We start from the raw sequence: 26,419 nt of genomic DNA, 5'->3' as shown, positions 1-26,419 counted from the left end.
ATCACATGGACACCTTGGGTTCGATCCTCGAGATGATGGCCACGCTGCCCTTCTGGGTGGCCGTGCTGCGCGTGGCCACGCCGCTGATCCTGGGCACGCTGGGCGTGCTGCTGTGCGAGCGTGCCGGCGTGCTGAACCTGGGCATCGAAGGCCTGATGGTGGCCGGCGCCTTCTCGGGCTGGCTGGCCGTGTACCTGGGCCTGCCGCTGTGGGGCGGTGTGGCGGTGGCCGCCGGCGTGGGCGCGGCCTTCGGGTTGCTGCATGCTGGCTTCACGGTGCTGCTGGCCTTGTCGCAGCATGTGGCCGGGCTGGGCCTCACGCTGCTGGCCACGGCGCTGAGCTACTTTGCCTACCGCGTGGCCTTCCCGAAGGTGAACACGCCGCCCACCATCCGCCCCTTCGCCACGATGGACTGGCTGCCGATTCCCGTGCTGCAGCAGCAGACGCCGCTGACCCTGCTGGCCCTGGCCCTGGTGCCGCTGATCGGCTGGGCGCTGTACCGCACGCCCGCCGGCCTGGCGCTGCGCATGGCGGGTGAAAGCCCGGCGGCGGTGGAGGCGCAGGGCATTTCGGTGGCGCGGGTGCGCACGGCCGCGGTGGTGGCCGGCTCGGCGCTGATGGGCGTGGCCGGCGCCTTCCTCACGCTGTCGGCCTTCGACGCCTTCTTCTTCAACATGGTCAACGGCCGCGGCTGGGTGTGCGTGGCGCTGGTGGTGTTTGCCGGCTGGCGGCCGGGCAAGGCGCTGCTGGGCGCGCTGCTGTTCGCGGTGTTCGACGCGATGCAGTTGCGCCTGCAGCAGGCCGATGCCGGCGGCCTGCCCTACCAGCTGTACCTGATGCTGCCCTATGCGCTGGCGATTGCCGCGCTGGTGATCGCCAGCCGCCGCGCCAGCGCGCCACAAGCCTTGATGAAGCCCTACATCCCCGGCGAGCGCTGACCCGGTTCGCCCTGTTCCACCCCACACACACGACGGAGAGACACGCATGACCAAACCCCTGCTGATCCAAGGCGCCACCGTGGTCAATGCCGACCGCGAGTTCAAGGCCGACGTGCTGTGCGTGGACGGCCAGATCGCCGCCGTGGGCCCCGATCTCGAAGCGCCCGCCGGCGCTGACAAGCTCGACGGCAGCGGCCGCTACCTGATGCCCGGCGGCATCGACCCGCACACCCACATGCAGCTGCCCTTCATGGGCACGGTGACGCGCGACGATTTCTTCAGCGGCACGGCCGCGGCGCTGGCCGGCGGCACCACCAGCATCATCGACTTCGTGATCCCCGATCCGCAGGAGCCGCTGATGGACGCCTACCGCAAATGGCGCGGCTGGGCCGAGAAGGCGGCCAGTGACTACGCCTTCCACGTCGCCATCACCTGGTGGGGCGACAGCGTGCACCGCGACATGGGCACGCTGGTGAACGAGGAAGGCGTGAACAGCTTCAAGCACTTCATGGCCTACAAGAACGCCATCATGTGCGACGACGAGACGCTGGTGAACAGCTTCCGCCGCAGCCTGGAGCTGGGCGCCATGCCCACCGTGCACGCCGAGAACGGCGAGCTGGTGTTCCTGCTGCAGGCCGAGATGAAGGCCAAGGGCATCCTGGGCCCCGAGGGCCACCCCTTGAGCCGTCCGCCCGCCGTGGAGGCCGAGGCCGCGCAGCGCGCCATCGCGATTGCCGATGTGCTGAACGTGCCGATCTACATCGTGCACGTGTCCAGCGCCGAGAGCGCCGAAGCCATCGCCCGAGCCCGGGCGCGCGGCCAGCGCGTGTACGGCGAGGTGCTGGCCGGCCACCTGGTGATCGACGACAGCGTCTACCGCGACCCCGACTTCGTGAAGGCCGCGGCGCATGTGATGAGCCCCCCGTTCCGCGCCAAGGGCCATGGCCAGATGCTGTGGCGTGGCCTGCAGTCGGGCAGCCTGCACACCACGGCCACCGACCACTGCACCTTCTGCGCCGAGCAGAAGGCAGCGGGCAAGGACGACTTCAGCAAGATCCCCAACGGCTGCGGCGGGGTGGAAGAGCGCATGGCCGTGCTGTGGCACGAGGGCGTGAACGGCGGCAAGTTGACGCCCAGCGAGTTCGTGGCCGTGACCTCGGCCAACGCGGCCAGGCTGTTCAACCTGTACCCGAAGAAGGGCCTGATCGCCGCCGGCGCCGATGCCGACCTCGTGCTGTGGGATCCAGCCGCCACGCAGACGCTGTCGGTCAAGACCCAGCACAGCCTGGGCGACTACAACATCTTCGAAGGCATGACGGTGCAGGGCAAGGCCACCCACACGTTGACCCGCGGCCACCTGGCCTGGGCCGATGGCGACCTGCGCGCCGTGCGCGGCGCCGGCCAGTACCTCAAGCGCGCGCCCTTCGCGCCGCAGTTCGCGCCGCTGGCGCGCAAGGCCGAACTGGAACAACCCGTGCCGGTGGCGCGCTGAGCGCCGGCCCACCCGAATCAAGGAGCCCCACCATGGACATGAAAGCCACCCCTCTGCCCGAGAAGCTGCAAGGCCTGCGCGTCAACGGCGCCCGCCTGTGGGACAGCCTGATGGAACTGGCGCAGATCGGCGCCACCGAGAAAGGCGGCGTCTGCCGCCTGACGCTGACCGACCTGGACAAGCAGGGCCGTGACCTGATCAGCCGCTGGGCGAAGGAAGCCGGCATGACCATCACCATCGACAAGATCGGCAACGGCTTCCTGCGCCGGCCGGGCCGCAACAACGCGCTGCCGCCGGTGATGACCGGCAGCCACATCGACACCCAGCCCACCGGCGGCAAGTTCGACGGCAACTACGGCGTGCTGGCCGGCCTGGAGGTGGTGCGCACGCTGAACGACGCCGGCATCGAGACCGAGGCGCCCATCGAGGTGGCCTGGTGGACGAACGAGGAAGGCTCGCGCTTCGTGCCGGTGATGATGGGCTCGGGCGTGTTCGCCAAGGCCTTCACGCTGGAGACCGCCTATGCCGCGAAAGACGTGGACGGCAAGAGCGTGAAGGACGAGCTGGCACGCATCGGCTACATCGGCGAGCAGGAGCCGGGCGACCACCCGATCGGCTGCTACTTCGAGACCCACATCGAACAGGGCCCGGTGCTGGAGGACAACAAGAAGACCATTGGCGTGGTCACCGGCGTGCTGGGCATCCGCTGGTACGACTGCGTGGTGACCGGCATGGAAGCCCACGCCGGCCCCACGCCGATGGCGCTGCGCAAGGATGCGCTGCAGGTGGCCACGAAGCTGATGCAGGAAGTGGTGGCCTGCGCCCACCGCCACCCGCAGGCCGACGGCAGCAACCATGGCCGCGGCACGGTGGGCATGGTGCAGGTGTTCCCGAACAGCCGCAACGTGATCCCGGGCCGGGTGAAGTTCAGCATCGACCTGCGCAATTCCAGCGACGCGCTGTGCGACGCGATGGACGCCGACATCCGCGCCGTGGCCGCGCAGCTCAGTGCCGAATCGGGCCTGAGCATCGAGATCACGCCGGTGTCGTCGTACCCCGCGCAACCCTTCCATGCCGAGTGCGTGAACGCCGTGCAGGCCGCCGCCGAACGCCTGGGCTACTCGAACATGCCGGCCGTCAGCGGCGCCGGGCATGACGCGGTGTACATGGTCCGCCTGGCGCCGGCCGGCATGATCTTCATCCCCTGCAAGGACGGCATCAGCCACAACGAGATCGAGGACGCCGCACCGGCCGACATCGAGGCCGGCTGCAACGTGCTGCTGCACGCCATGCTCGAGCGGGCCGGCGTGGCGGCGGGCTGAACGCCGCTCAGCCCGGCAGGCGCGGCAGCGCCAGCCGCGCTTCCAGCCCACCCTCGGGCCGGTTGTGCAGCGTGAGCGTGCCGCCCAGCACCTGGGTGATGTTGCGCGCGATGCCCAGGCCCAGGCCGGTGCCGCCGGTGGCGCGGTTGCGCGAGGCCTCCAGGCGCACGAAGGGCTCGAACACCCGCTCCAGATCGGCCGGCGGGATGCCCGGCCCCTCGTCCTGCACGCGCAGCAGCAGGCTGTGGCCGTCGTCGTCCACGCGCACCGTGGCGCGGCCGCCGTAGAGCACGGCGTTGTCCACCAGGTTGCCCAGCGCCCGGCGCAGCAGCGAGGCCACGGCCGGCAGCGGCGCCACGGCCTGACCCAGCACCTGCACCTCGCGGCCCATGGCCTGCTGGTCGGCCTGCAGCCGTGCCAGCAGCGCGTTCACGTCCACCGGGGCGCGCACCTCGTGACCGCCCAGGCCACGCAGGAAGTCCAGCGTCTCGGCCACCATGGCCTCCATCTCGCGCAGGTCGGCCTCGAAGCGCTCGCGCGCGGCCTCGTCGTCCAGCAGTTCGGCGCGCAGGCGCATGCGGGTCAGCGGTGTCTTCAGGTCGTGCGACAGCGCGGCCAGCAGCCGCGTGCGCTCGTCCACCTGCTCGGCCAGGCGGCGCTGCATGGTGTTGAAGGCCTGCGCCGCCTGGCGCACCTCGCGCGGGCCGGTCTCGGGCAGCGGCGGCTGGCGCAGGTTCTCGCCCAGGGCCTGGGCTGCACCGGCCAGGCGGTGCAGCGGCCGCACCAGGCTGCGCACCGCCCACCAGCCCAGCAGCAGCGTGGCCAGCAGCAGCACGCCCAGCGAGGCGGCCAGCCGCCAGGGCAGGCGCTCATCCTGCGCCGGCAGCGCCGCGTCGAAGCGCGCCCAGCGACCATCGCGCAGCTGCACCTCGGTGCGCCACACCGGGCCCGCGCCCAGGCCGCGACGGGCGCGGCGCTCCTCGCGCATGTCACCACGCATCTCGCCGCGCATCTCGCCGCGCATCTCGCCGCGGCCGATCATCCAGCGCTCGTCGGGCGCGGCGCGGCGCGCGTACTCTGCCGCCTCGTCCAGCGGCGGGGCCCAGGCCATCACGCGCACCGCGCGCGGGTCGCCCAGCGCCATGCGCAGGCGGGCGGCGAACATCAGGCCACGGCGGTCCAGCGCTGCATCGGCCGCGATCGAGGCCTGCGGCTGCAGCGACAGCACCAGCGGCGGCTGGCGGAACACCTGCACCACGCGCGCCCGCTCGGTCTCCGGCAGGCCGTCGAGCAGGTCCACCACGTCGGCGATGCGCTGCGCCGCGGCCAGGCCGTAGCCGCGGTTGAGCAGCTGGTCACGCTCGGCCACGTTGATCGCCGCGCCCAGCAGCTGGGCCAGCACCAGGCCGGCGGTGAGCACCAGCAGCAGGCGGCCGAACAGCGAGTCGGGCCACCAGCGCCAGCGGCGCGGCGGTGCGGCACCGGGCGCGGGTGCAGGTGCGCTGGCCGGCGTGGTCACGGTGCCTCCGGCGTGACCGCGGCGCTCAGCACATAGCCCTCGCCGCGCACGGTCTTGATCAGCGCCGGCTGCTTGGGGTCGTCGCCCAGGCGCTGGCGCAGGCGGCTGATCTGCACGTCGATGCTGCGGTCCAGCGGGTCGGCCTCGCGGCCCTGGGTCAGGTCAAGCAGCTGGTCGCGGCTGAGCACCCGGTTGGGGTGGCTCACCAGCACCTGCAGCAGCTTGAATTCCACCCCGCCCAGCGGCGTGACCTCGCCCGCGGGCGACACCAGGTGGCGCTGCACCGTATCGAACAGCCAGCCGCCGAAGCGCAGACGCGCCCCCTGGGCCTCACCGGCCGCAGGCCGCAGGTTGGGCGGCAGGCTGCGCGCGCGGCGCAGGATGGCCTTGACGCGCGCCAGCAGCTCGCGCGGGCTGAAGGGCTTGGCCATGTAGTCGTCGGCGCCCATCTCCAGGCCCACGATGCGGTCGGTCTCCTCGCCGCGCGCGGTGAGCATCAGCACCGGGATGTCGCCACGGCGCGCGCGCAGGTCGCGGCACAGCGTCAGGCCGTCGTCGCCGGGCAGCATCAGGTCCAGCACGACCAGGTCGAAGGCGCCGTCGTCGAGCGCGCGCCACATGGCGCGACCATCGGCCACCGCGGTGCTGCGCAAGCCGTTCTTCTCGAGGTAGCGGCCCAGCAGCAGGCGGATCTCGGCGTCGTCGTCGACGATCAGGATGTGGTCGCTGCGCTCGGGTGCGGTGGGCATGATGGACAGGGATTGCACCGCGTTCGGCGGGCGGCGATGGCAGCAAAACGTATCACAGCATGTCACGCCAGCGGCCTGACACGCCACGCGACAAAAAGGCCCCGCCCACGACACACGCGGCAAACCGCGCCGGCGTTCAATGGCACCTGTCGCGGCGCCCTTGCCGCGGCCGGCGGCGGCGGGCCGCAACCCACACCGCCGCGATCCCCTGACCTGATCGAAAGACACCCCATGACGAAGACCGCGTTGCGCACCGTGGCCCTGGCCTGTGCCACCCTCGCCCTGGCCGCGGCCGGCCAGGCCTTTGCCCACCGTGGCGATGGCGGCCCCGGCCGCACGCCGCCCACCGCCGCCCAGGTGGGCGAGCGCCTGACCAGCCTGAAGGGCGAGCTGAAGATCAGCGCCGCACAGGAAGGCGCCTGGAAACAGTACGAGGACACCGTGCGCGCCCAGGCCGCCGCACACGAGAAGCTGCACGCCCAGATGGCCGAGCGCCGCCAGGCCGGCACCCGCCCCGACGACAAGGAGCGCGACGCCATGCGTCAGCAGTTCGAGACCGAGCGCAGCGCCCGCCAGAAGGCCCGCGACGCGCTGTACGCGACGCTGACGCCCGAGCAGAAGACCCTGGCCGACCAGAAGCTGCGCCACGGCATGCGCGCCGGCGATGGCCGTGGCATGGGCCACGGACACCACGGTGGACACCACGGCGAGCACCGCGGCATGCCCGGCCATCCGGCCAGCGCCCCGGCCCGGCCGCAGGGCTGAGCCGCGCGCCGGCATTCACCGCGCTTGAACGCTGGCGGCAAAGCGGCAGAGCGCCCGCGCCGCGGGCGGTGCCCAGAATGCGGAGCATGTACCCGGCGTCGCCTCCCTCTGGCGCCGGCCCCTTGACCCCGCAAAGGACACCGCCATGAGCAGCATCGCCATCGTCTACCACTCCGGCTACGGCCACACCGCCAAGATCGCCCAGGCGGTCGCGGAAGGCGCCGGTGCCGGCGCCACGCTGATCGCCATCGACGCCGAGGGCAACCTGCCCGACGGCGCCTGGGACACGCTGAACGCCGCCAAGACCATCGTCTTCGGCTCGCCCACCTACATGGGCAACGTGAGCTGGCAGTTCAAGAAGTTCGCCGACGCCTCCAGCAAGGCCTGGTTCACCCGCGCCTGGCAGGACAAGAAGGCCGCCGGCTTCACCAACTCGGCCTCGCTGAACGGCGACAAGGCCAGCACGCTGGCCTACCTGCAGACCCTGGCCAACCAGCACGGCATGCTGTGGATCAGCCTGGGCCTGGCCCCCGCCAACAGCAAGGCCGCCACCCGCGCCGACGTGAACAACCTGGGCGGCTCGGGCGGCCTGCTGGCCAGCACCCCGGCCGATGCCTCGACCGACGAGATGGTGTCGGGCGACCTGGCCACGGCCAAGGCCTTCGGCGCCCGCATCGCGAAGCTCAGCGCCTGATCAAACCGGCAGCAGCTTGGCGCCGGCGTCGACGCTGATCACCTCGCCGGTGGTCTTCACCGCGTCGACGCCCAGGTACCAGGCGGTGCGCGCCACGTCTTCCGGGCTCATCACGGCGGCCAGCGTGGCGCGGCCCTGGTAGGCCTTGACGCTGGCGTCGTAGCGGCCGTCGGGGCCTTCGCCCAGGCCCTGCTTCAGCCACGGCGTCTCGACGAAGCCGGGCGCGATGGCGTTGACGCGCACATCGGGCCCCAGCGCGCGGGCCAGCGCGATGGTCAGCGTGTTCAGCGCGCCCTTGCTGGCGGCATAGGCAATGCTCGATCCCATGCCGGTCAGGCCGGCGATCGACGACATGTTCACCACCGCGGCATGCGGCGCGCTGGCGCGCAGCAGCGGCTCCAAGGCGCGCACCATCTGGAACGCGCCGACCACGTTGACGGCGTAGATGCGCTGGAAGTCCTCGGCGTCCAGCCCGTCCAGCTTGCGCGCATGCATGAACTTGGTGGTGCCGGCGTTGTTCACCAGCACATCGCAGCGGCCCCAGCGCGCCTCGACGGCCGCGGCCAGCGCGCGGCAGTCGGCGTCCACAGCCACGTTGGCGGGCTGCACCAGCACATCGGCACCGAGCGCGGCGCAGTCCTCGGCCACGGCCTCGGCGGTGGCCGCATCGCGCGAGTAGTTGATCACCACGTTCCAGCCGCGCTCGGCATACAGCCGCGCGGTGGCGGCGCCGATGCCCGACGACGAGCCGGTGACCACGCACACCTTGCGTTGGGAAATCGAATCGGACATGGCTGGCTCCCTCACCACCAGGGGTAGATCTTCGGCATGTCGGCCGAGGCCTTCTGCGTGTACTGCGGCGCGCGCTTCTCGTTGAACGAGGCCACGCCTTCCTTGCCGTCGTGGCGGCTGGTGTGCAGCATGGCCAGGCTCTCGATGGCATGGGCGTCGCGCGGGTGCGGCAGCGCCGGGTTGCGCATCAGCATCTGGCGCATCAGCGCGATGGACACCGGGCTGCGCCCGTCGATGAAGCGGTGGGCCAGGCGGTGCGCCTCGTCCAGCAACTGCTCGTGCGGCACCACGGCCTTGAGCAGGCGACCTTGCAGCGCCTGCTCGGGCGTCAGGATGTCGGCCGAGTAGACCCAGTCGAGCGCCTGCTGCAGGCCCACCAGGCGCGGCAGGAACCAGGTGCTGCAGGCCTCGGGCACGATGCCGATGCGGCCGAACACGAAGCCGATGCGGGCCTTGTCGGACGCCAGGCGGATGTCCATCGGCAGCGTCATCGTGGCGCCGATGCCCACGGCCGCGCCGTTGATCGCGGCGATCACCGGCTTCTTGCACTCGTACACCGCCAGCGACACGCGGCCGCCTGTGTCGCGCACGCGGTGCTTGATGTCTTCGTCGTCCCAGCGCGCGTCCAGTTCGGCCAGGCTGGGGTCCAGGTTCTCGTCCAGCCCGAACACATTGCCGCCCACCGACAGGTCCATGCCGGCGCAGAAGGCCCGGCCGGCGCCGGTGACCACCACCGCGCCCACCGCGTCGTCATCGCTGGCGCGGGTGTAGGCGTCGATCAGTTCCTCCGCCATCTCGGTGGTGAAGGCGTTGAGCTGGGCCGGCCGGTTCAGCGTGAGCGTGAGCACGCGGTCGGTGATCTGCCAGTCGAGGGTGGTGTAGTGGCTCATGGAGACGCTCAGGGCCGTGTCGATGGCGCGCAGGATAGGCCGCGGCCCAGGGCGGTGTCGTCACCTGGGCGACCTGTTCAGGAACCCCTGACAAGCGCCGTCAATCGAGACCGCAGCCGCGCAGGATCAGGCTCACCACGTGCTCGGTGGCACGGGTCTGATCACGGGCGGTGAGCGTCTCGCGGCCCAGCACGGCGCGCACCTGCAGGTCGAAGTCGGCATAGGTCTGGGTGGCGGCCCAGATGGTGAAGAACAGGTGCGTGGTGTCCACCGGCGCCATGCGGCCCGCGGCCACCCAGGCATCGAGCACGCGGGCCTTGGCGCGCACCATGTCGCGCAGTTCGGTGCGCAGCAGCTCGCCCAGTTCGGCGGCGCCATGCAGCAGCTCGTTGGCGAACACGCGGCTGGCATCGGGGCGCTCGAAGCCCATGGCCATCTTGGCGCGGATGTAGGCCGCCAGCGCCTGGCGCGGGTCGGCCTCGGGCGTCAGCCCGTCCATCGGCACCAGCCAGTCGTGCAGCGTGCGCGCCAGCACGGCGCGGTACAGCTCGGCCTTGTTGCCGAAGTAGTAGTGCAGGTTGGCCTTGGGCAGGCCCGCCTCGTCGGCGATGGCGGCCATGGTGGCGCCATTGAAGCCGGTGCGGGCGAACACGCGCTCGCCCGCACCGAGGATGCGCGCCTCGTTGGCCTGGCGGATGGCGCCCTTGCGGGCGTCCTCCTCCGCCGCGGCCGGCGTGGCGCGGGGGCGACTCACTTGGAGGCTGCCTCCCACACGGCATGTGAGTAGCCCGCCTTGCCCGGATCCTTCTTGATCACCGGCTGCGAGCCGCCCGACAGCAGCACCTTCACCGTGCGCTCGTAGGCGGCCGGCTCCAGGTAGCCGACCTTGGGCGTGCCGGCGTTGCTGATCAGCTTGGCCACGTTCTCCATCTGGCGCTTCTGCACCGCCAGCTTGGCACTGCCCGACGGATCCGCGGCCACCACCACCTTGGCGGCTTCCTCGGGGTTCTTCACCGCGTCGTTCCAGCCCTTGAAGGTGGCCTTCAGGAACTTGGCCATCTTGGCGACGAAGGCCTTGTCCTTGAGCTTGCTTTCCAGCACGTACAGGCCGTCTTCCAGCGAGGCCGCGCCTTCCTTCTCGTAGAAGAACGTGACCAGGTCGCTTTCCTTGATGCCGGCGTCCACCACCTGCCAGTACTCGTTGTAGATCATGGTGCTGATGCAGGCGGCCTGCTTCTGCAGCAGCGGATCGACATTGAAGCCCTGCTTGAGCACCTTGACGTCCACATCGGGCTTCAGTCCCAGCTTGCCCATCCAGTTCAGGAACGGGTACTCGTTGCCGCCGAACCAGACGCCCAGGGTCTTGCCCTTGAAGTCCTTGGACGTGGCCACGCCGCTGTCCTTGCGGCAGGTGAGCATCAGGCCCGACTTGTCGAACACCTGGGCGATGTTGACCAGCGGCACGCCGGCCTCGCGCGCGGCCAGCGCGTCGGGCATCCAGTTCACCACCACGTCGGCCTGGTTGCCGGCGATCACCTGCACCGGGCTGATGTCGGGGCCGCCCGGCTTGATGGTGACGTCCAGGCCCTCGGCCTTGTAGTAGCCCTTGGCGGCGGCCATGTAGTAGCCGGCGAACTGGGCCTGCGGCACCCACTTCAGCTGCACCGTGACCTTCTCTTGCGCCTGGGCGCCAAAGCCCGCGGCGGCCAGCGTGACGGCCAGCGCCACGCCCTTGATCATCGAACCTGCCATCGCTCTCACTCCTGGGGTTGGTTGTCGGACGGGAAACGGAATCTTCTACCGGGATCGCACCGAAGGGTGCCAGAACGCGATCTTGCGTTCCAGTTGCACGAGCAAGGCGTAGGCCAGCGAGCCGGTGACCGCGGCCACCACGATCGCGGCCCACACCAGGCCCATGTTCATGCGCGCCGCCTCGGTGCTGATGCGAAAGCCCAGGCCCACCGTGGGCGAGCCGAAGAACTCGGCCACGATGGCGCCGATCAGCGCCAGCGTGGCGTTGACCTTCAGCGCGCTGAAGATGAAGGGCATGGCCATCGGCAGTCGCAGGTCGCGCAGCGTGCGGAAGTAGCTGGCGGCGTAGCTGTGCATCAGCTCGCGTTCCAGCTTGCCGGCCGCCTGCAGCCCGGCCAGCGTGCTGACCAGCATCGGGAAGAAGGTCATCAGCACCACCACCGCGGCCTTGCTGGGCCACTCGAAGCCGAACCACATCACCATGATGGGCGCCACGGCCACCAGCGGGATGGTGCTGGTGAGACTGGCCAGCGGCAGCAGGCCGCGCTGCAGGAAGGGCGCGCGGTCGATCGCCACGCCCACCGCGAAGCCCAGGCCCGAGCCCAGCGCCCAGCCGATCAGCACCGACTTCAGCACCGTCTGCACGAAGTCGCCGGCCAGCGTGTCCCAGCGGTCCATCAGCATGCCGCCGATCCAGCTGGGCGCGGGCAGCAGCACCTTGGGCACGTCGAACAGCGTCACGCCCACCTGCCAGAAGTACAGCACCCACAGCCCGGCCAGTGCGGCCGTGGCCGTGCCGTACCAGCGCCGGCCATCGAGCGCGGCCACGCGCCGCACGCTCCAGCCGGCCAGCCCCAGCACGGCCAGCAAGGCCAGCCGCCAGCCCCAGGGCACCACACCGTCGTCGAAGCTGCCGGCCTCGGGCATCAGCCACCCCAGACCGGCGGCCGCAGTCAGCGCGAGGGCCAGCGCCAGCCACCACGGCGCGCCACGGGTTGCCGTCGTGCTCATGCCTGCCTCCCACGCGCCAGCACCAGGCGCTCGACGCCGGCCACCGCCGCCGTCAGCGCCAGGCCCAGCAAGGCGCTCATCACCAGCGCGCTCCAGATGCCCACGGTGTTGCCGTAGTAGCTGCCGGTCAGCAGCTTGGCGCCCAGGCCAGCCTGCGCGCCGGTGGGCAGTTCGGCCACCATGGCGCCCACCAGGCCGGCGGCAATGGCCACACGCAGGCTGGGAAAGAGGTAGGGCAGCGCCGACGGCAGCCTCAGCAGCCAGAAGGCCTGCAGCCGGCTGGCGGCATAGGTGTGCATCAACTCGGTTTCGATGCGCTGCGGCGCGCGCAGGCCCTGCACCATGGCCACCGTCACCGGAAAGAAGCACAGGTACATGGCAATGGCCGCCTTGGGCGCCAGGCCGCTGAAGCCCAGCGTGCCCAGGATCACCAGCACGATGGGCGCGATGGCCAGCACCGGCACGGTCTGGCTGGCCACGATCCAGGGCAGCAGCGCGCGGTCGAGCGTGCGGCTGTGCACGATGGCCGCCGCCAGCACCATGCCCAGCAGCGTGCCCAGCACGAAGCCCACCAGCGTGGACTGCGCCGTGACCGCGGCGTGGTACAGCAGGTTGCGCGGCGAATCGACCGGAAAGTCGAACAGGCTCTCGCGCAGATCGGCCAGCACCTGGTGCGGCGCCGGCAGCACCGGGCGCTCCATGCTCCAGGTGGTGGCCACCAGTTGCTGCCAGGTGTAGGGGCTGGATCCGAACTTGGGCGTCAGCACGCGCTCGATCGCGCCCTGGGCGTTCAGCCCCACGGCGCCGCCGTACCACAGCAGCAGCACGGCCAGCAGCACCACCGCCACCGGCAGCGCGCGCTGGCTGAACGGGGCGGCGGGCTTACTCATCGGCGGCGTGCCCGTGGGCCAGGCCCTCGCGCACCTCGTGCGCCAGCGCCATGAATTCCGGCGTGTCGCGGATGTCCAGCGTACGCTCGGCCGGCAGCGGCGATTCGATGACCTTCAGGATTCGGCCCGGCCGCGGGCTCATCACGACGATCTTGGTGGACAGGTAGACGGCCTCGGCGATCGAGTGCGTGACGAAGACCACCGTGCGCCGCTCGCGCAGCCACAGCTGCTGCAGCTGCTCGTTGAGCCGGTCGCGGGTGATCTCGTCGAGCGCGCCGAAGGGCTCGTCCATCATCAAGATCTTGGGCTCGAAGCCCAGCGCGCGGGCGATCGACACGCGTTGCTGCATGCCGCCCGACAACTGCCAGGGGTACTTGCCCTCGAAGCCGGCCAGGCCCACCTGGGCCAGGTGCTGGCGGGCGACCGATTCGGCTTCGGCCTTGGCGCGGCCCTGGATCTGCAGCGGCAGCATCACATTGGCCAGCACCGTGCGCCACGGAAACAGCGCCGGTGCCTGGAACACATAGCCGTAGGCGCGGGCCAGGCGCGCCTGGTGCGGCGTGAGGCCGTTGACGCGCACCTCGCCCGAGGTGATGGGCTCCAGGTCGGCGATCACGCGCAGCAGCGTGGTCTTGCCGCAGCCCGACGGGCCGATCAGCGACACGAACTCGCCCTGGGCGATGGTGAGATCGACCTCGGACAGCGCATGCACCGGGGCATCGGCTGCCGGGTAGATCACGCTGGCGCGTCGCACCTCGACGGCTGGCTGCTCGGAAACTGTCATCGCACCCCTGACACGCTCACTGGCGAAATCCTGACCAAACGGTCAGCTGATTGTCGCCACGAAAGCCAGTTCCGTGCCATCGGCCGGCCGCACTTTCGGCTCGGGATCTACCCGATGTGGTGCACGGCCCGGTGCGGGCCCGCGCACCGGCCTGGGTCATGCCCCGCGCCGGGCTTGTCCGAAGTCAATCCGGCCAGCAGCCGGCGGTGCGCAGGTCGCGCTCGGCCTGCGCGGCGTCGGTGAACACCAGCGCCTGCCAGCCAGCCTGCCGCGCGGCCTGCACGTTGGGCGCATGGTCGTCGAAGAACAGCAGGCTCTCGGCCGGCACGCCGAAGCGCTGCTGCGCCAGCGCGTAGATCTCGGGCTCGGGCTTGTTGAAGCCCACCCGCGCCGAGAAGATGCCGGCCTCGAAGCCGCGCACGAAGTCGTGCGTGGCCTCCAAGTGGTCGGCATAGGGCGCGGGCATGTTCGACAGGTAGAAGGTGCGGTGGCCGGCGGCGCGCAGGCGCTGCAGCAGGGCCAGCGAATCGGGCAGCGGCTGCAACTCGCCCGGCACGGCCTGGATCACGGCCGTGACCTCGTCGGGCGTCAGGCCGGTGCGCGCGGCGATGCGCTGCGCCAGCTCGGGCGGCTGCACGGTGCCGCGGTCGAAGTCACCCCAGTCGCCGCCATAGGCCTGGAACACCTGGCCCACCCAGTGGCGCGCGCTGGCCTCGTCGGTGACGCGCTGCGGCAGCGCCTGGCGCAGCAAGGTCTCGGGCCGCCAGCGGAACAGCACGCGGCCGAAGTCGAAGACGAAGTTCATGGGGTCAATCGGCCCAGCAGTCCGGCGGTGGAGCCATCCAGGCCCGTGGCATCGCCCGAGGCCAGGCGCGGCAGCAGGTCGTTGCACAAGGCCTTGCCCAGTTCCACGCCCCACTGGTCGTACGGGTTGATGCCCCAGATGGCGCCGCTGGTGAACACGCGGTGCTCGTACAGCGCCACCAGCGCGCCAAGTGCGCGTGGCGTCAGCCGATCCAGCAGCAGCGTGCTGCTGGGCCGGTTGCCGGGGAAGGTGCGGTGACGCGCCACGGTCAGCTTGCCCAGCGTGGCCGAGGCGGTGGGCGCCTTCTCGGTCAGCGCGGCCTCGGTGGTCTTGCCCAGCATCAGCGCGGCGCTTTGCGCCAGGCCGTTGGCCAGCAGCTTGGTGTGCAGGTCGGCATGGCCGTGGGTGGGTGTCTTGACCAGGATGAACTCGACCGGCACCACGTCGGTGCCCTGGTGCAGCTGCTGGAAGTAGGCGTGCTGGCCGTTGGTGCCCGGCTCGCCCCACACCACCGGGCTGGTGCCGTAGGGCAGCGGCTGGCCGTCCAGATCCACCTGCTTGCCGTTGCTCTCCATCTCCAGCTGCTGCAGGTAGGCCGGCAGGCGCGCCAGGCCCTGGTGATACGGCGCCACCGAGCGGCTGCTGAAGCCGTGGAAATTGCGGTACCACACGTCCAGCAGGCCCAGCTGCACCGGCAGGTTGGTCTCCAGCGGCGCGGTGGCGAAGTGCCGGTCCATGGCGTGCGCGCCGGCCAGCAGCGCGCGGAAGTGCTCGGCCCCGATGGCGATGGCCAGCGGCAGGCCGATGGCGCTCCACAGCGAGTAGCGGCCGCCCACCCAGTCCCAGAAACCGAAGGTGGTGTGGATGCCGAACGCGGCCGCCGCGCTCAAGTTGGTGGTGGTGCCGACGAAGTGGCGGGCGATCGCCGCCTCGCTGCCGGCCTCGGCCAGGAACCACTGCCGCGCCACCTGCGCGTTGGCCATGGTCTCCTGCGTGGTGAAGGTCTTGCTGGCGATGATGAACAGCGTTTCCTCGGGCCGCAGGCGCTGCAGCACCGGCGCAATGTCATGGCCATCGACATTGCTGACGAAGTGCATCGTCAGGCCCGGATGGGCGAAGGGCTGCAGCGCGCGCGCGGCCATCGCCGGCCCCAGGTCGGAGCCGCCGATGCCGATGTTCACCACATGGCGGATGCCGCTGGCGCCGGTGTCGCGCACGCTCTCGGCGAAGGCCAGCATGCGGTCCAGCACCTCGTGCACCTCGCTGCTGAACAGGCCCTCGCCGCGCGGCGCACGCAGCGCCGTGTGCAGCACGGCGCGGCCCTCGGTGGTGTTGACTGGCTCGCCGGCCAGCATCGCGTCGCGGCGCGCCTCCAGGCCCACCTCGCGGGCGAGCTCGGTGAGCAGCCTGCGCGTCACCAGATCCCAGCGGTTCTTGCTGAGGTCGGCGAACACCTCGGGCGCCTGCAGCGCGAAGGACTCGAAGCGCTGCGGGTCGCGTGCGAAGGCCTCGCGCAGGTCCAGGTCCCGGCCATGGGCCTGGTAATGGCCCTGCAGGGCCGTCCAGGCGACGGTCTGATCGCAGCGCTGGAAGTCCATGCTCAGAGCTCCTGGATCATCTTGTCGAGCTTGCCGGCATCGACCGCGAAGGCGCGGATGCCCTCGGCCAGCTTTTCGGTGGCCATGGCGTCCTCGTTGAGCGCCCAGCGGAAGGCCTTCTCGTCGAAGTGCACTTCGGGCAGGTCCAGGGCCTTGGCTGCGTCGGCGTCCAGACGCTTCGCCAGCGGGGCGTCCGACGCCTGCAGTTGCGCCAGCAGATCGGGGCTGATGGTCAGCAGGTCGCAACCGGCCAGCGCGGTGATCTGGCCCACGTTGCGGAAGCTGGCGCCCATCACCTCGGTGGCGATGCCGTGGCGCTTGAAGTGCTTGTAGATGGCTTCCACCGACTGCACGCCGGGGTCGTTGGGGCCGGCCTTGGCAGTCTCGTCCCAGGCGGCGCCGGCGCTCTTCTTGTACCAGTCGTAGATGCGGCCGACGAAGGGGCTGATCAGCTGCACGCCGGCGTCTCCGCAGGCCACGGCCTGGCAGAACGCGAACAGCAGCGTCAGGTTGCAGTGGATGCCCTCGGCCTCCAGCACCTTGGCGGCCTGGATGCCCTCCCAGGTGGCGGCGATCTTGATCAGCACGCGCTCGCGGCCGATGCCGGCGGCCTCGTACAGCGCCATCAGGCGGCGCGCGCGGGCCAGCGTGGCGGCGGTGTCGAAGCTCAGGCGTGCATCCACCTCGGTGCTGACGCGGCCGGGCACCACCTTCAGGATCTCCAGACCGAAGCGCACCAGCACCTGGTCGACGATGGCATCCAGCGGCTGGCCGCGGTGGGCGGCCACGGTGTCGGCCAGCAGCGGTGCGTAGTCGGCCGACTGCACGGCCTTGAGGATCAGGCTGGGGTTGGTGGTGGCGTCGCGCGGCGCAAACTGGGCCAATTGCTTGAAGTTGCCGGTGTCGGCCACCACGGTGGTGTGCTGCTTGAGCTGATCGAGCTGGTTCATGTGGAGGGGCGGCCCTCGAGGCGCGCCGGGTCAGGTTTCGGACAGGAAACGTGCAGGATTAGAACCGCTTGGCGTGACGGCGGGTTCCGAGCAGGTTACAGGGGCTTGCAGAATGCGGGCCATGCGATGGATGCAGCCTGTGCGGCCCATGTGGCCGGTTCTGTCCCTGCTGGCGCTGATCGGCCTGGGCCAGCCCGCCACGGCCGCGGTGTGGGCCGTGCAGCCGGGCGGACCGCTGCCCCGCGTGGCCGACGCCCTGCGCCTGGCCGGCGATGGCGACACCATCACCGTGGCGCCGGGCACCTACCGCGGCGACGTCGCGGTGATCACCCAGCGCGCGCTGACCATCGTGGGCCTGGGCGAGCGCCCGCTGCTGCTGGCCGATGGCGCCCATGCCGAGGGCAAGGCCATCTGGGTGGTGCGTGGCGGCGACATCCGCATCGAGAACATCGCCTTCCAGGGCACGCGCGTGCCCTCGCGCAACGGGGCGGGCATCCGCTTCGAGCGCGGCCGGCTCACGCTGCGCCGCTGCCTGTTCGCCGACAACCAGATGGGCCTGCTGACCAGCAACGACAACAGTGCCGAGTTGGTCATCGAGGACAGCGAGTTCCGCGACGCGCCGCACCAGACCCAGGCCGAGGGCCTGCCGCACCTGCTGTACGTGGGCCGCATCGCGCGCGCCAGCATCCGCGGCAGCCGCTTCAGCCGGGGCTTCGACGGCCACCTGATCAAGAGCCGCGCCGCCGAGACGGTGATCGAAGACAACTGGATCGACGACGGCCCGGGCGGCCAGGCCTCGTACGAGATCGACCTGCCCAACGGCGGCCTGGCGCGCGTGGCGCGCAACACCATCGGCCAGAGCGCGGCCACGCACAATCCGGTGATGCTGTCCTTCGGCGCCGAGGGCCAGCCCTGGCCGCGCAGCGGGCTGCAGATGCTGGACAACCGCTTTGTCAACCGCCTGGGCGCCGCCACCGGCGTGCCGGTGCGGGTGTGGGTGGAGCGCCTGCCGCCGGCCACCCCGGTGCGCAGCCAGGGCAACCGCTGGCTGGGCGGTGGCACACCCGAGCTGGGCGCCGGCGCCGACAGCCGCGATGACGCCGCCGGGCCACTGCCGGCCGAATGACGCGGGCCCGGTCGGCGCGCCGGCGGCCAGGCGCCGCGCGCCACGATTGACGCCACCAAGAAACTGCATCATCATCACGGATGTAACCAAGTTACATGCCGCTTGACGGCCCCCAGCAAAGTTTCGGCGAGCCCCCCATGTCCTTCGACCTCGTGTTCTTCGGCGGTACCGGCGACCTCACCTGGCGCAAGCTGATGCCGGCGCTGTTCCAGGCCTTCCGCCACGGCAAGCTGCCGCCGGGCGGGCGCATCCTGGCGGTGGCGCGCGACGAGCGCAGCGACGACGAGTACCGCGCCTTCATCAAGGAGCGCTTTGTCGAGGTGGACAGCGCCAAGCGCCCCAGCGACGACGAATTCGCGCGCTTCGCCGAGCTGCTGCACTACCGGCGCATGGACCTGTCGCAGCCCGCGCACTACGCTGGCCTGAAGGCCTGGATCGACGAGCGCGGCGCCGACACCGCGGTGTTGTACCTGGCCATCAGCCCCTACCTGTTCCCGGTGGTGTGCGAACAACTGGGCGCCGTGGGCCTGAACGGCCCGCGGGTGCGCGTGGTGCTGGAGAAGCCGCTGGGCCATGACCTGGCCAGCGCGCAGCAGATCAACCGCGTGGTGCGCTCGGTGTTCCACGAGAGCCAGGCCTTCCGCATCGACCATTACCTGGGCAAGCCCGCGGTGCAGAACCTGATGGCGCTGCGCTTCGGCAATGCGCTGTTCGAGCCGCTGTGGCGCCGCGAGAGCATCGCCAACATCCAGATCACGCTGGCCGAGAGCCTGGGCGTGGGCACGCGTGGCGACTACTACGACACCACCGGCGCTTTACGCGACATGATCCAGAACCATGCGCTGCAGCTGCTGACCATGATCGCGATGGAGCCGCCGTCGACCAACGACGCCGACGCCATCCGCGACGAGAAGCTCAAGGTGCTCAAGAGCCTGAAGCCCTTCACGCCCGAGACCGTGGCGCGCGACGTGGTGCGCGGCCAGTACAAGGCCGGCAGCGTGGACGGCCAGGCGGTCAAGGGCTACCTCGACGAGGTGAAGGTGCCGGCCGGCAGCCACTGCGAAACCTTCGTGGCCCTGCGCACCGAGGTGCAGAACTGGCGTTGGGCCGGCGTGCCCTTCTACCTGCGCACCGGCAAGCGCATGGCCGCGCGCGATGCGCAGATCGTCGTCAACTTCCGCGAGGTGCCGCACCCGATCTTTCCGGGCTCGGCGCGCGCCAACAAGCTGGTGATCAAGCTGCAGCCCGAAGATGGCCTGGAGCTGCACCTGCTGGCCGCCAAGGGCGGCGCGGGTGGCGGCAGCGGCGGCGAGCAGCTGGCCCCGGTGAGCCTGGACCTCGACTTCGACAAGGCCTTCGCCCACGAGCGCGTGGGCGCCTACGAGCGCCTGCTGCTCGACGCCATCGCCGGCCGGCTGAACCTGTTCGTGCGCAGCGACGAGCAGGAGCAGGCCTGGCGCTGGGTGATGCCCATCCTCGACGCCTGGGCGGCCGACCCCAACGGCCCGCGCACCTATGCCGCCGGCAGCTGGGGCCCGCCCGCCGCCAGCGCCATGGTCGCGCGCGATGGCTGCACCTGGGATGAAGAGCAGTGACCCCCCCTCGCCCGGCGGGTACGCCGGTCGATCCCCCGGGGGGATCGGGCCTTGCTTGGGGCGGCCCGGCGCGTCGGCCCGCCGCTTCGGTCCAGAATGACCAGCATGCTTGATCGAATCAAAGCCTGCATCCCTGCCCTACCGCCTGCTGAGCAACGGGTGGCCAAGCTGCTGTTGTCCGATCCGCGCAGCTTCGCCACGCTGCCTGTGGGCGAATTGGCCGAACGCTCGCATGTCAGCAAGCCCACGGTGGTGCGCTTTTGCCGCAGCGTGGGCTACGACGGCCTGGCCGATTTCAAGCTGAAGCTGGCCGGCACGGTCAACGAAGGCGTGCCCTTCGTGCACCGCGCGGTGGACGAGGACGACAAGCCCGGCGACCTGATCGTCAAGGTCATCGACAACGCCGTCGCGGCGATGCTGAAGTTCCGCAACGACGCCGCCAGCCACGCCTTCGAGCAGGCCATCGGCGCGCTGGCCGCCGCCGGGCTGGCCGGCAAGCGCATCGAGTTCTACGGCGTCGGCAACTCGGGCATCGTGGCGCAGGATGCGCAGCACAAGTTCTTCCGCCTGGGCGTGCACACCATCGCCAGCAGCGACGGCCATGTGCAGGTGATGAGCGCCACCATGCTGGGCCCCGGCGATTGCGCGGTGGTGATCAGCAACTCGGGGCGCAGCCGCGACCTGATCGACGCCGCCGACATCGCACGCCGGCGCGGCGCCAGCGTCATCGTCATCACCGCCAGCGGCTCACTGCTGGCGCAGTGGACGCTGAGCCACCACCAGATCCTGATCCTGGCCGACCACCCCGAGGACGCCGACCGCTACAGCCCGATGGTGTCGCGCCTGCTGCACCTGCTGATCATCGACGTGCTGACCACTGGCGTGGCACTGCGCCTGGGCCCGGCCCCGCGCAACCACCTGCAGGAAATCAAGCGCAACCTGCGCGCGCGGCGCTATGCGCAGCCCGTGCCGGCGCGGGCCGATCCGGCCCTGGACTGACCCGGCGCTACAGCGCCAGCAACTCCGCCACGCCATACAGCTGCGCCAGCTGCGCCAGCTTGGGCGGCGCGCCGCTCACGCGCAGCGTGCGCCCGCGCGCGGCGGCCTGGCGGCGGCATTCCAGCAGCACCGACACGGCGGCCGAGTCCAGCTGCTGCAGCGCCGATGCGTCCAGCACCGGCTGCTCGGCGCTGGCCAGCTGGGGCGCCAGGCGCTCCAGCGTGCCACGCGCATCGGCCATGGTCAGCGAGGCCGGCAGGGCGATCGCGGCGCTCATGCCTTCAACCCAGCCACGCATGACGTGACGCTGGCAGCACAGCGCTGCCCCAAGCCAGCGAACGCCGCGGAACCGGCTTGGCCGGGCCGCTGGCGTTGCCCCCTGGAGGGGGCGCGCAAAGCGCGTAGGGGGTGGGTCATTTCGCGAGCGACTTGTTCTTGTCGCTCAGGCGCGTGATCAGCGCGTCCATGCCGCCAGCCGACAGGTCCTTGGCGAACTGGCCCTTGTAGGCCTCCACCAGCCAGAAGCCGCCGACGTTGACGTCGTAGATCTTCCAGCCGTCGCCAGCCTTCTCCAGGCGGTAGTCGAGCTGGATCGGGTCGCCCTTGCCGCGCACCTCGCTCTTGACCACCAACTCGGTGGCATCGGCGGCGGCACGCAGCGGCTTGACCACCACGGTCTGGTCCTTCACCTGCGTCAGCGCACCCGAATAGGTGTTGATCATCAGGGTCTTGAACTCCTCGAGCATGCGTTTCTTCTGCTCGGGCGTGGCGCCGCGCCACTGCGGGCCGACCGACATGGCGGTCATGCGCTCGAAGTTGACGTGCGGCATGACCTTGCCGTCGACCAGCGAGCGGATCTTGCCGATGTCGCCGTTCTGGATCGACTTGTCGCTCTTGGCGGTGTCCATCACCTCGGCCGACAGCTGCTTGACGAAGGCCTCGGCGCCGACGGGCTCGGCGCGCAGGGCGGGCGCGGTGACCAGGGCCGCTGCGGCCAGGCCGAGGGCGGAGATCCAGGTGCGTCGCAACATGGTGTTCGTGTCCTTTCGATGCGGGCACCGCGACGGCGCCCAGAGACCTCAACGCGCGAGACGGGCCGGCGGTTCACCGCGGGCCGGCTTCGCGCTGCGCGGGCCGGTCTATTTGTCCGACGGGGGGTTCTCGTCCTCGGGGGGATCGCCGTCGTAGATCAGGCTGCGGCGGCGCGCCAGGTAGGCGTCGCGCATCAGCACGTACTTGTCGAGCGCGATGTCGTCCAGCACGCGGCCGGCGTTGAGCAGCTTGACGCGGGTGTTCAGCAGCTGGATGCCGGTGGCGCCATAGCGGTCCTGCGGCTCCTTGAACACCAGGGCCGGGCCGGAATCGCGGATGTCCAGCACCAGGCCGGCGCCATCGCGCAGCGTCGACGGGCCCAGGAAGGGCAGCACCAGGTACGGGCCGCTCTTCACGCCCCAGCGGCCGAGCGTCTGGCCCAGGTCTTCCACGCTGGTGCGCTCCAGGCCGGCCTCGTCGGCGATGTCGAGCAGGCCTCCGAAGCCGAACACCGTGTTCACCGCGGTGCGCAAGCCCATGTTCAGGCCCTGCGCGGGCTTGGCCTGCAGGAACAGGTTCACCGTGGTCCAGGCGTCACCCAGGTTGCCCAGGAAGTTGTCGACGCCGGTGCGCAGCACCTGCGGCACCACGTTCTGGTAGATCAGTGCCGCGGGCTTGATCGCCACGGTGTCCACGCCCTCGTTGAAGGCGAACATGTGACGGTTGAAGCGCTCGAACGGGTCTTTCTGCGTCAGCAGGCCGGGGCCGTCGGACGCGGGCGGCAGCGTGGCGCAGCCGCCCAGCACCAGCGCGGCGCCCAGCAGCAGGGCTGCGCCTGCGCGGCGCACCAGGCCGGCGGCGGCGCTCACTTCTTGCCCCCGTCGGCGCCCGAGCCGGCGTCGGCCGCCTTGTTGAACAGGAACTGGCCGATCAGGTTCTCCAGCACCACGGCCGACTGCGTCTGCTTGATGACGTCGCCTTCCTTCAGGTTGGCCGTGTCGCCGCCGGCCTCGAGGCCGATGTACTGGTCGCCCAGCAGGCCGGCGGTGAGGATCTTGGCCGAGCTGTCCTTGGGGAACTCGACACCGCGGTTGACCGCCAGCGTCACCACGCCTTGGTAGGTCTTGGCGTCCAGGCTGATCGAGGTGACGCGGCCCACCACCACGCCGGCCGAGCGCACCGGCGCACGCGCCTTCAGGCCACCGATGTTGTCGAAGCGCGCGGTCAGCGTGTAGGTGTCGCCACCCGAGAAGCTGGCCAGGTTGGCGGCCTTCAGCGCCACGAACAGCAGCGCCGCAGCGCCCAGCAGCACGAACAGGCCGACCAGGATTTCGAGGTTTCGTTTTGCCATGGGGTATCCGGAGGAAGGTCAGCGGGGCGTAGAGAACATCAGCGCCGTGAGGATGAAGTCCATGCCCAGCACGGTGAGCGACGCGATCACCACGGTGCGCGTGGTGGCGTAGGCCACGCCTTCGGGGGTGGCCTCGGTTTCGTAGCCCTGGTACAGCGCCACCGCGGTGCAGATGATGCCGAACACGAAGCTCTTGACCACGCCGTTGCCCACGTCGCGCCACACGTCCACGCCGTTCTGCTGGATGGACCAGAAGTTGCCCGGATCGATGCCGATCAGCCCCACGGCCACCAGCCAGGCGCCGATGATGCCGATGGCCGAGAACAGGATCGCCAGCAGCGGCATCGCCAGCACGCCGGCCAGGAAGCGCGGGGCCAGCACGCGCTGGCGCGGATCGAGCGCCATCAGCTCCAGCGCGGCGATCTGCTCACCGGCCTTCATCAGGCCGATCTCGGCGGTCAGCGAGGTGCCCGCGCGGCCGGCGAACAGCAGCGCGGTGACCACCGGCCCCAACTCGCGCACCAGGCTCAGGTTGACCACCAGGCCCAGGCTCTCGGCCGCGCCGTAGGTGACCAGCGCGTAGTACATCTGCAGCGCCAGCACGAAGCCCACCGCCGCCCCGGAGGCCAGGATGATCAGCAGCGAGCGGTTGCCGATGGCGTGCACCTGCTCGACGATCAGCCCCGGGCGTTTGAGCGCCGCAGGCAGCGCCGCCAGCAGGTCGAGGAAGAACAGCGCCGCGCGGCCCCAGCCGCGCAGCATGCCCAGCGTGCGGGCACCGATGCTGGCCAGCAGGTTCATGCGCGGCCCCCTGCGGCGGCGCCCAGGCCGAAGTCGTCGGCGATGTCGCGCGCCGGGTAATGGAACTTCACCGGCCCGTCGGGCTCGCCGCGCACGAACTGGCGCACCTCGGGATCGGTGGAGCCCATCAGCTCGGCCGGCGTGCCCTGGGCCACGATGCGGCCGCCGCCGGCCATCAGCACCACATGGTCGCTGATGGCCATGCACTCGGGCACGTCGTGCGAGATCAGGATGGTGGTGGCGCCGGTCACGTCGTTGAGCGTGCGGATCAGCTTGGCGGCCACGCCCATGCTGATCAGGTCCAGGCCGGCAAAGGGCTCGTCGTACATGATCAGTTCCGGATCGAGCGCGATCGCCCGGGCCAGCGCGATGCGCCGGGCCATGCCGCCCGACACCTCGCTGATCTTCAGCCCGGCCGCGCCGCGCAGGCCCACGGCGTTGAGCTTCATCAGCACGATGTCGTGGATCAGCGCCTCGGGCAGGTCGGTCATCTCGCGCAGCGGGAAGGCCACGTTGTCATAGACCGTCAGGTCAGTGAACAGCGCCCCGAACTGGAACAACATGCCCAGGCGGCGGCGCAGGCGGTAAAGCTGGGCGCGGTCATGCACGTCGACCACCTCGCCATCGAACACCACGCGACCACTGGTGGCGCCATGCACACCACCGATCAGGCGCAGCAGCGTGGTCTTGCCGCAGCCCGAGTTGCCGAGCACGGCCGTGACCTTGCCGCGCGCAAAGCGCAGGCTCACGTCGTTCAGGATCGTGCGGCTCGCGTCGTAGCCGAACGTGACGTGGTCGATCTCGATCAGGGTGTCGGAGGCGCTCAAGGGGCGGCGGACACCGGCCAACGGGCCGGCCCCGGGGCCGGCACCCGCGCCGGCGCTTGCGGGATGGGAATGCCCAAATTCTCGCATGCGTGTCCAAAACCCTTCGGGATTGCACCGATGCTGGGCGGCAAAGACGTGTTGCCGGATCCCCAAAAGCATCAGGCCGCCGGGCGGATGCGCGGTGGCCTGTGGTAAGGATGCGACGGTCGGCGGGGCACCAGGCACCGCCGACCGGGCGCGCGCTCAGCGCGGCAGCGTGGTCTCGCCCATCAGGAAGCGGTCGACCTCGCGCGCGGCCTGGCGGCCTTCGCGGATGGCCCACACCACCAGGCTCTGGCCGCGGCGCATGTCACCGGCCACGAACACCTTGTCGGCGTCGGTCTTGTAGCCGGTGGCGTCGTCGGTGCCGGCCTTGGCATTGCCGCGGCCGTCGATGGCCACGCCGAAGGCGTTCAGCACGCTGGCCAGCGGGTTGGTGAAGCCCATCGCCAGCAGCACCAGATCGGCCTTGTATTCCTTCTCGGTGCCGGGAATCTCGACCAGCTTGCCGCCTTCGAACTTCACGCCCACGGTCTTCAGGCCGGTGACCTTGCCCTTGGCGCCGACGAACTCCTTGGTGGAGATGGCGAACTCGCGCACACAGCCTTCGTCGTGGCTGGAGCTGGTGCGCAGCTTCAGCGGCCAGTACGGCCAGACCAGCGGCTTGTTCTCCTGCTCGGGCGGCTGGGGCATCACCTCGAACTGTGTGACGCTGACCGCGCCATGGCGGTTGCTGGTGCCCACGCAGTCGCTGCCGGTGTCGCCACCGCCGATGACGATGACATGCTTGCCATCGGCGCGCAGCTGGGCCTTGAGCTTGTCGCCGGCGTTGACCTTGTTCTGCTGCGGCAGGAACTCCATCGCGAAGTGCACGCCGTCCAGGTCACGGCCGGGCACCGGCAGGTCGCGGCTCTGCTCGCTGCCGCCGGCCAGCAGCACGGCGTCGAACTGGGCCTTCAGCTCATCGGCGCTGATCGTGGTGGTGGCGTCGTTGGTCACCTTGGCGCCGGCGCCCTCGGCGGGCATGGCGCCGATCAGCGTGCCGGTCTTGAACACCACGCCCTCGGCCTGCATCTGCGCCACGCGGCGGTCGATGTGCGACTTCTCCATCTTGAAGTCGGGGATGCCGTAGCGCAGCAGGCCACCGATGCGGCTGTTCTTCTCGAACACCGTCACGTCGTGACCGGCGCGGGCCAGCTGCTGGGCCGCAGCCAGGCCGGCGGGGCCGGAGCCCACCACGGCCACCTTCTTGCCGGTCTTGACCTTGGCCGGCTGCGGCTGCACCCAGCCTTCGGCCCAGGCGCGGTCGATGATGGCGTGCTCGATCGACTTGATGCCCACCGCGTCGTCGTTGACGTTCAGCACGCAGGCGGCCTCGCAGGGCGCCGGGCAGATGCGGCCGGTGAACTCGGGGAAGTTGTTGGTGCTGTGCAGCACCGTGATCGCGTTCGCCCAGTCGCCCCGGTACACCAGGTCGTTGAAGTCCGGAATGATGTTGTTGACCGGGCAGCCGTTGTTGCAGAACGGCGTGCCGCAGTCCATGCAGCGCGCACCCTGCACCTTGGCCTGCTCGTCGTTCAGGCCGATGACGAATTCCTTGTAGTTCTTGACCCGCTTGGCGACGGGCTCATAGCCCTCTTCCAGACGTTCGAACTCCAGAAAGCCGGTGACTTTTCCCATGATGCTGGCTCCTGAATC

27 protein-coding genes are annotated in these 26,419 nt (G+C 70.4%); 8 read left to right on the top strand and 19 right to left on the bottom strand.

Annotation, left to right across the window (positions count from 1 at the left end; all coding sequences use genetic code 11):
• Nucleotides 1-5: 5 nt before the first annotated feature.
• The 3 genes from AACH10_RS24555 to AACH10_RS24545 are packed head-to-tail and all read left to right on the top strand — an operon-like array spanning nt 6 to nt 3,752.
• Nucleotides 6-938 carry an ABC transporter permease gene (locus AACH10_RS24555; protein ID WP_423228657.1) on the top strand — a complete coding sequence of 311 codons (933 nt, stop codon included), beginning with the start codon at nt 6-8 and terminating at the stop codon, nt 936-938.
• A gap of 46 nt (nt 939-984) precedes the next feature.
• Entirely contained in the window at nt 985-2,430 is a 1,446-nt protein-coding gene (gene hydA, locus AACH10_RS24550; protein WP_341413184.1) for a dihydropyrimidinase, read from the top strand.
• A gap of 38 nt (nt 2,431-2,468) precedes the next feature.
• A complete protein-coding gene (locus AACH10_RS24545) occupies nt 2,469-3,752 on the top strand; it encodes a Zn-dependent hydrolase (RefSeq protein WP_341413293.1) in 1,284 nt (427 codons plus the stop codon).
• Between the two features lie 7 nt (nt 3,753-3,759).
• Here the strand turns inward: AACH10_RS24545 and AACH10_RS24540 are convergent, their stop codons facing one another.
• Together AACH10_RS24540 and AACH10_RS24535 are read right to left on the bottom strand one after the other, a co-directional pair.
• Entirely contained in the window at nt 3,760-5,271 is a 1,512-nt protein-coding gene (locus AACH10_RS24540) for an ATP-binding protein (RefSeq protein WP_341413183.1), read from the bottom strand.
• Nucleotides 5,268-6,020 carry a response regulator gene (locus tag AACH10_RS24535; protein WP_341413182.1) on the bottom strand — a complete coding sequence of 251 codons (753 nt, stop codon included), beginning with the start codon at nt 6,018-6,020 and terminating at the stop codon, nt 5,268-5,270. Before AACH10_RS24535 ends, AACH10_RS24540 begins: the two co-directional genes overlap by 4 nt.
• 231 nt (nt 6,021-6,251) lie before the next feature.
• On the opposite strand from AACH10_RS24535, the gene AACH10_RS24530 reads away from it, so the two are divergent.
• Together AACH10_RS24530 and AACH10_RS24525 are read left to right on the top strand one after the other, a co-directional pair.
• Nucleotides 6,252-6,785, top strand: a complete 534-nt coding sequence (locus AACH10_RS24530; protein WP_341413181.1) for a Spy/CpxP family protein refolding chaperone — start codon at nt 6,252-6,254, stop codon at nt 6,783-6,785.
• A gap of 145 nt (nt 6,786-6,930) precedes the next feature.
• Nucleotides 6,931-7,479: a flavodoxin family protein gene (locus AACH10_RS24525; protein ID WP_341413180.1), complete on the top strand. Its 549-nt coding sequence runs from the start codon at nt 6,931-6,933 to the stop codon at nt 7,477-7,479.
• Here the strand turns inward: AACH10_RS24525 and AACH10_RS24520 are convergent, their stop codons facing one another.
• The 10 genes from AACH10_RS24520 to tal all read right to left on the bottom strand — a co-directional run bounded on the left by AACH10_RS24520 (nt 7,480) and on the right by tal (nt 16,951).
• Nucleotides 7,480-8,271, bottom strand: coding sequence for an SDR family NAD(P)-dependent oxidoreductase (locus AACH10_RS24520; RefSeq protein ID WP_341413179.1), 792 nt, complete (start codon nt 8,269-8,271; stop codon nt 7,480-7,482).
• Between the two features lie 11 nt (nt 8,272-8,282).
• A complete protein-coding gene (locus tag AACH10_RS24515) occupies nt 8,283-9,161 on the bottom strand; it encodes a crotonase/enoyl-CoA hydratase family protein (protein ID WP_341413178.1) in 879 nt (292 codons plus the stop codon).
• Nucleotides 9,162-9,261: 100 nt separating this feature from the next.
• Entirely contained in the window at nt 9,262-9,915 is a 654-nt protein-coding gene (locus tag AACH10_RS24510; protein ID WP_341413177.1) for a TetR/AcrR family transcriptional regulator, read from the bottom strand.
• Nucleotides 9,912-10,913 carry an ABC transporter substrate-binding protein gene (locus AACH10_RS24505; protein ID WP_341413176.1) on the bottom strand — a complete coding sequence of 334 codons (1,002 nt, stop codon included), beginning with the start codon at nt 10,911-10,913 and terminating at the stop codon, nt 9,912-9,914. The genes AACH10_RS24510 and AACH10_RS24505 overlap by 4 nt, the downstream gene beginning before the upstream one ends.
• A 45-nt stretch (nt 10,914-10,958) precedes the next feature.
• Entirely contained in the window at nt 10,959-11,924 is a 966-nt protein-coding gene (locus AACH10_RS24500) for an ABC transporter permease (protein WP_341413175.1), read from the bottom strand.
• On the bottom strand, nt 11,921-12,814 hold the full coding sequence (locus AACH10_RS24495) for an ABC transporter permease (protein WP_341413174.1): 894 nt from the start codon (nt 12,812-12,814) through the stop codon (nt 11,921-11,923). Before AACH10_RS24495 ends, AACH10_RS24500 begins: the two co-directional genes overlap by 4 nt.
• A complete protein-coding gene (locus tag AACH10_RS24490; RefSeq protein WP_341413173.1) occupies nt 12,807-13,598 on the bottom strand; it encodes an ABC transporter ATP-binding protein in 792 nt (263 codons plus the stop codon). Before AACH10_RS24490 ends, AACH10_RS24495 begins: the two co-directional genes overlap by 8 nt.
• Nucleotides 13,599-13,782: 184 nt before the next feature.
• Nucleotides 13,783-14,403 (bottom strand): HAD family hydrolase, encoded by a 621-nt coding sequence (locus tag AACH10_RS24485; protein WP_341413172.1) that lies wholly within the window; start codon nt 14,401-14,403, stop codon nt 13,783-13,785.
• Nucleotides 14,400-16,001, bottom strand: a complete 1,602-nt coding sequence (pgi, locus tag AACH10_RS24480; protein ID WP_341413171.1) for a glucose-6-phosphate isomerase — start codon at nt 15,999-16,001, stop codon at nt 14,400-14,402. The genes AACH10_RS24485 and pgi overlap by 4 nt, the downstream gene beginning before the upstream one ends.
• Nucleotides 16,002-16,003: 2 nt before the next feature.
• Nucleotides 16,004-16,951, bottom strand: a complete 948-nt coding sequence (gene tal / locus AACH10_RS24475; RefSeq protein ID WP_341413170.1) for a transaldolase — start codon at nt 16,949-16,951, stop codon at nt 16,004-16,006.
• A gap of 148 nt (nt 16,952-17,099) precedes the next feature.
• Between tal and AACH10_RS24470 the strand changes: the two genes are divergently transcribed.
• From AACH10_RS24470 to AACH10_RS24460, 3 genes are all read left to right on the top strand, one after another.
• Complete coding sequence (locus AACH10_RS24470) at nt 17,100-18,077, top strand: right-handed parallel beta-helix repeat-containing protein (protein WP_341413169.1); 978 nt, start codon at nt 17,100-17,102, stop codon at nt 18,075-18,077.
• Between the two features lie 137 nt (nt 18,078-18,214).
• Nucleotides 18,215-19,672: a glucose-6-phosphate dehydrogenase gene (gene zwf / locus AACH10_RS24465; RefSeq protein ID WP_341413168.1), complete on the top strand. Its 1,458-nt coding sequence runs from the start codon at nt 18,215-18,217 to the stop codon at nt 19,670-19,672.
• 105 nt (nt 19,673-19,777) lie between these two features.
• A complete protein-coding gene (locus AACH10_RS24460; protein WP_341413167.1) occupies nt 19,778-20,671 on the top strand; it encodes a MurR/RpiR family transcriptional regulator in 894 nt (297 codons plus the stop codon).
• Nucleotides 20,672-20,678: 7 nt separating this feature from the next.
• On the opposite strand, the gene AACH10_RS24455 is transcribed toward AACH10_RS24460, so the two are convergent.
• The 7 genes from AACH10_RS24455 to AACH10_RS24425 form a co-directional block, all read right to left on the bottom strand.
• The gene (locus tag AACH10_RS24455; protein WP_341413166.1) at nt 20,679-20,948 is read right to left on the bottom strand and encodes an STAS domain-containing protein; all 270 of its coding nucleotides are present in this window, start codon (nt 20,946-20,948) and stop codon (nt 20,679-20,681) included.
• A 136-nt stretch (nt 20,949-21,084) separates the two neighbouring features.
• Nucleotides 21,085-21,702: an MlaC/ttg2D family ABC transporter substrate-binding protein gene (locus AACH10_RS24450; protein ID WP_341413165.1), complete on the bottom strand. Its 618-nt coding sequence runs from the start codon at nt 21,700-21,702 to the stop codon at nt 21,085-21,087.
• A 108-nt stretch (nt 21,703-21,810) separates the two neighbouring features.
• Nucleotides 21,811-22,572, bottom strand: coding sequence for an MlaA family lipoprotein (locus AACH10_RS24445; RefSeq protein WP_341413164.1), 762 nt, complete (start codon nt 22,570-22,572; stop codon nt 21,811-21,813).
• The gene (gene mlaD / locus AACH10_RS24440) at nt 22,569-23,054 is read right to left on the bottom strand and encodes an outer membrane lipid asymmetry maintenance protein MlaD (protein WP_341413163.1); all 486 of its coding nucleotides are present in this window, start codon (nt 23,052-23,054) and stop codon (nt 22,569-22,571) included. Before mlaD ends, AACH10_RS24445 begins: the two co-directional genes overlap by 4 nt.
• Nucleotides 23,055-23,072: 18 nt before the next feature.
• A complete protein-coding gene (mlaE, locus tag AACH10_RS24435) occupies nt 23,073-23,855 on the bottom strand; it encodes a lipid asymmetry maintenance ABC transporter permease subunit MlaE (RefSeq protein ID WP_341413162.1) in 783 nt (260 codons plus the stop codon).
• A complete protein-coding gene (locus AACH10_RS24430) occupies nt 23,852-24,682 on the bottom strand; it encodes an ABC transporter ATP-binding protein (protein ID WP_341413161.1) in 831 nt (276 codons plus the stop codon). Before AACH10_RS24430 ends, mlaE begins: the two co-directional genes overlap by 4 nt.
• A 243-nt stretch (nt 24,683-24,925) precedes the next feature.
• Nucleotides 24,926-26,401, bottom strand: a complete 1,476-nt coding sequence (locus AACH10_RS24425) for a glutamate synthase subunit beta (protein WP_341413160.1) — start codon at nt 26,399-26,401, stop codon at nt 24,926-24,928.
• Between the last annotated feature and the right edge of the window lie 18 nt (nt 26,402-26,419).

The organism is Pseudaquabacterium inlustre, assembly GCF_038066595.1.
Classification (GTDB): Bacteria; Pseudomonadota; Gammaproteobacteria; order Burkholderiales; family Burkholderiaceae_C; genus Pseudaquabacterium; species Pseudaquabacterium inlustre.
This window is presented reverse-complemented; position numbering and strand designations above follow the sequence as displayed.

Bases quoted from the DNA above. Each gene is read 5' to 3' on its own strand.
- AACH10_RS24555 (WP_423228657.1), top strand. From the start codon at position 6: ATGGACACCTTGGGTTCGATCCTCGAGATGATGGCCACGCTGCCCTTC.
- hydA (WP_341413184.1), top strand. From the start codon at position 985: ATGACCAAACCCCTGCTGATCCAAGGCGCCACCGTGGTCAATGCCGAC.
- AACH10_RS24545 (WP_341413293.1), top strand. From the start codon at position 2,469: ATGAAAGCCACCCCTCTGCCCGAGAAGCTGCAAGGCCTGCGCGTCAAC.
- AACH10_RS24535 (WP_341413182.1), bottom strand. From the start codon at position 6,020: ATGCCCACCGCACCCGAGCGCAGCGACCACATCCTGATCGTCGACGAC.
- AACH10_RS24530 (WP_341413181.1), top strand. From the start codon at position 6,252: ATGACGAAGACCGCGTTGCGCACCGTGGCCCTGGCCTGTGCCACCCTC.
- AACH10_RS24525 (WP_341413180.1), top strand. From the start codon at position 6,931: ATGAGCAGCATCGCCATCGTCTACCACTCCGGCTACGGCCACACCGCC.
- AACH10_RS24520 (WP_341413179.1), bottom strand. From the start codon at position 8,271: ATGTCCGATTCGATTTCCCAACGCAAGGTGTGCGTGGTCACCGGCTCG.
- AACH10_RS24515 (WP_341413178.1), bottom strand. From the start codon at position 9,161: ATGAGCCACTACACCACCCTCGACTGGCAGATCACCGACCGCGTGCTC.
- AACH10_RS24505 (WP_341413176.1), bottom strand. From the start codon at position 10,913: ATGGCAGGTTCGATGATCAAGGGCGTGGCGCTGGCCGTCACGCTGGCC.
- AACH10_RS24500 (WP_341413175.1), bottom strand. From the start codon at position 11,924: ATGAGCACGACGGCAACCCGTGGCGCGCCGTGGTGGCTGGCGCTGGCC.
- AACH10_RS24495 (WP_341413174.1), bottom strand. From the start codon at position 12,814: ATGAGTAAGCCCGCCGCCCCGTTCAGCCAGCGCGCGCTGCCGGTGGCG.
- AACH10_RS24490 (WP_341413173.1), bottom strand. From the start codon at position 13,598: ATGACAGTTTCCGAGCAGCCAGCCGTCGAGGTGCGACGCGCCAGCGTG.
- AACH10_RS24485 (WP_341413172.1), bottom strand. From the start codon at position 14,403: ATGAACTTCGTCTTCGACTTCGGCCGCGTGCTGTTCCGCTGGCGGCCC.
- pgi (WP_341413171.1), bottom strand. From the start codon at position 16,001: ATGGACTTCCAGCGCTGCGATCAGACCGTCGCCTGGACGGCCCTGCAG.
- tal (WP_341413170.1), bottom strand. From the start codon at position 16,951: ATGAACCAGCTCGATCAGCTCAAGCAGCACACCACCGTGGTGGCCGAC.
- AACH10_RS24470 (WP_341413169.1), top strand. From the start codon at position 17,100: ATGTGGCCGGTTCTGTCCCTGCTGGCGCTGATCGGCCTGGGCCAGCCC.
- zwf (WP_341413168.1), top strand. From the start codon at position 18,215: ATGTCCTTCGACCTCGTGTTCTTCGGCGGTACCGGCGACCTCACCTGG.
- AACH10_RS24460 (WP_341413167.1), top strand. From the start codon at position 19,778: ATGCTTGATCGAATCAAAGCCTGCATCCCTGCCCTACCGCCTGCTGAG.
- AACH10_RS24455 (WP_341413166.1), bottom strand. From the start codon at position 20,948: ATGAGCGCCGCGATCGCCCTGCCGGCCTCGCTGACCATGGCCGATGCG.
- AACH10_RS24450 (WP_341413165.1), bottom strand. From the start codon at position 21,702: ATGTTGCGACGCACCTGGATCTCCGCCCTCGGCCTGGCCGCAGCGGCC.
- mlaD (WP_341413163.1), bottom strand. From the start codon at position 23,054: ATGGCAAAACGAAACCTCGAAATCCTGGTCGGCCTGTTCGTGCTGCTG.
- mlaE (WP_341413162.1), bottom strand. From the start codon at position 23,855: ATGAACCTGCTGGCCAGCATCGGTGCCCGCACGCTGGGCATGCTGCGC.
- AACH10_RS24425 (WP_341413160.1), bottom strand. From the start codon at position 26,401: ATGGGAAAAGTCACCGGCTTTCTGGAGTTCGAACGTCTGGAAGAGGGC.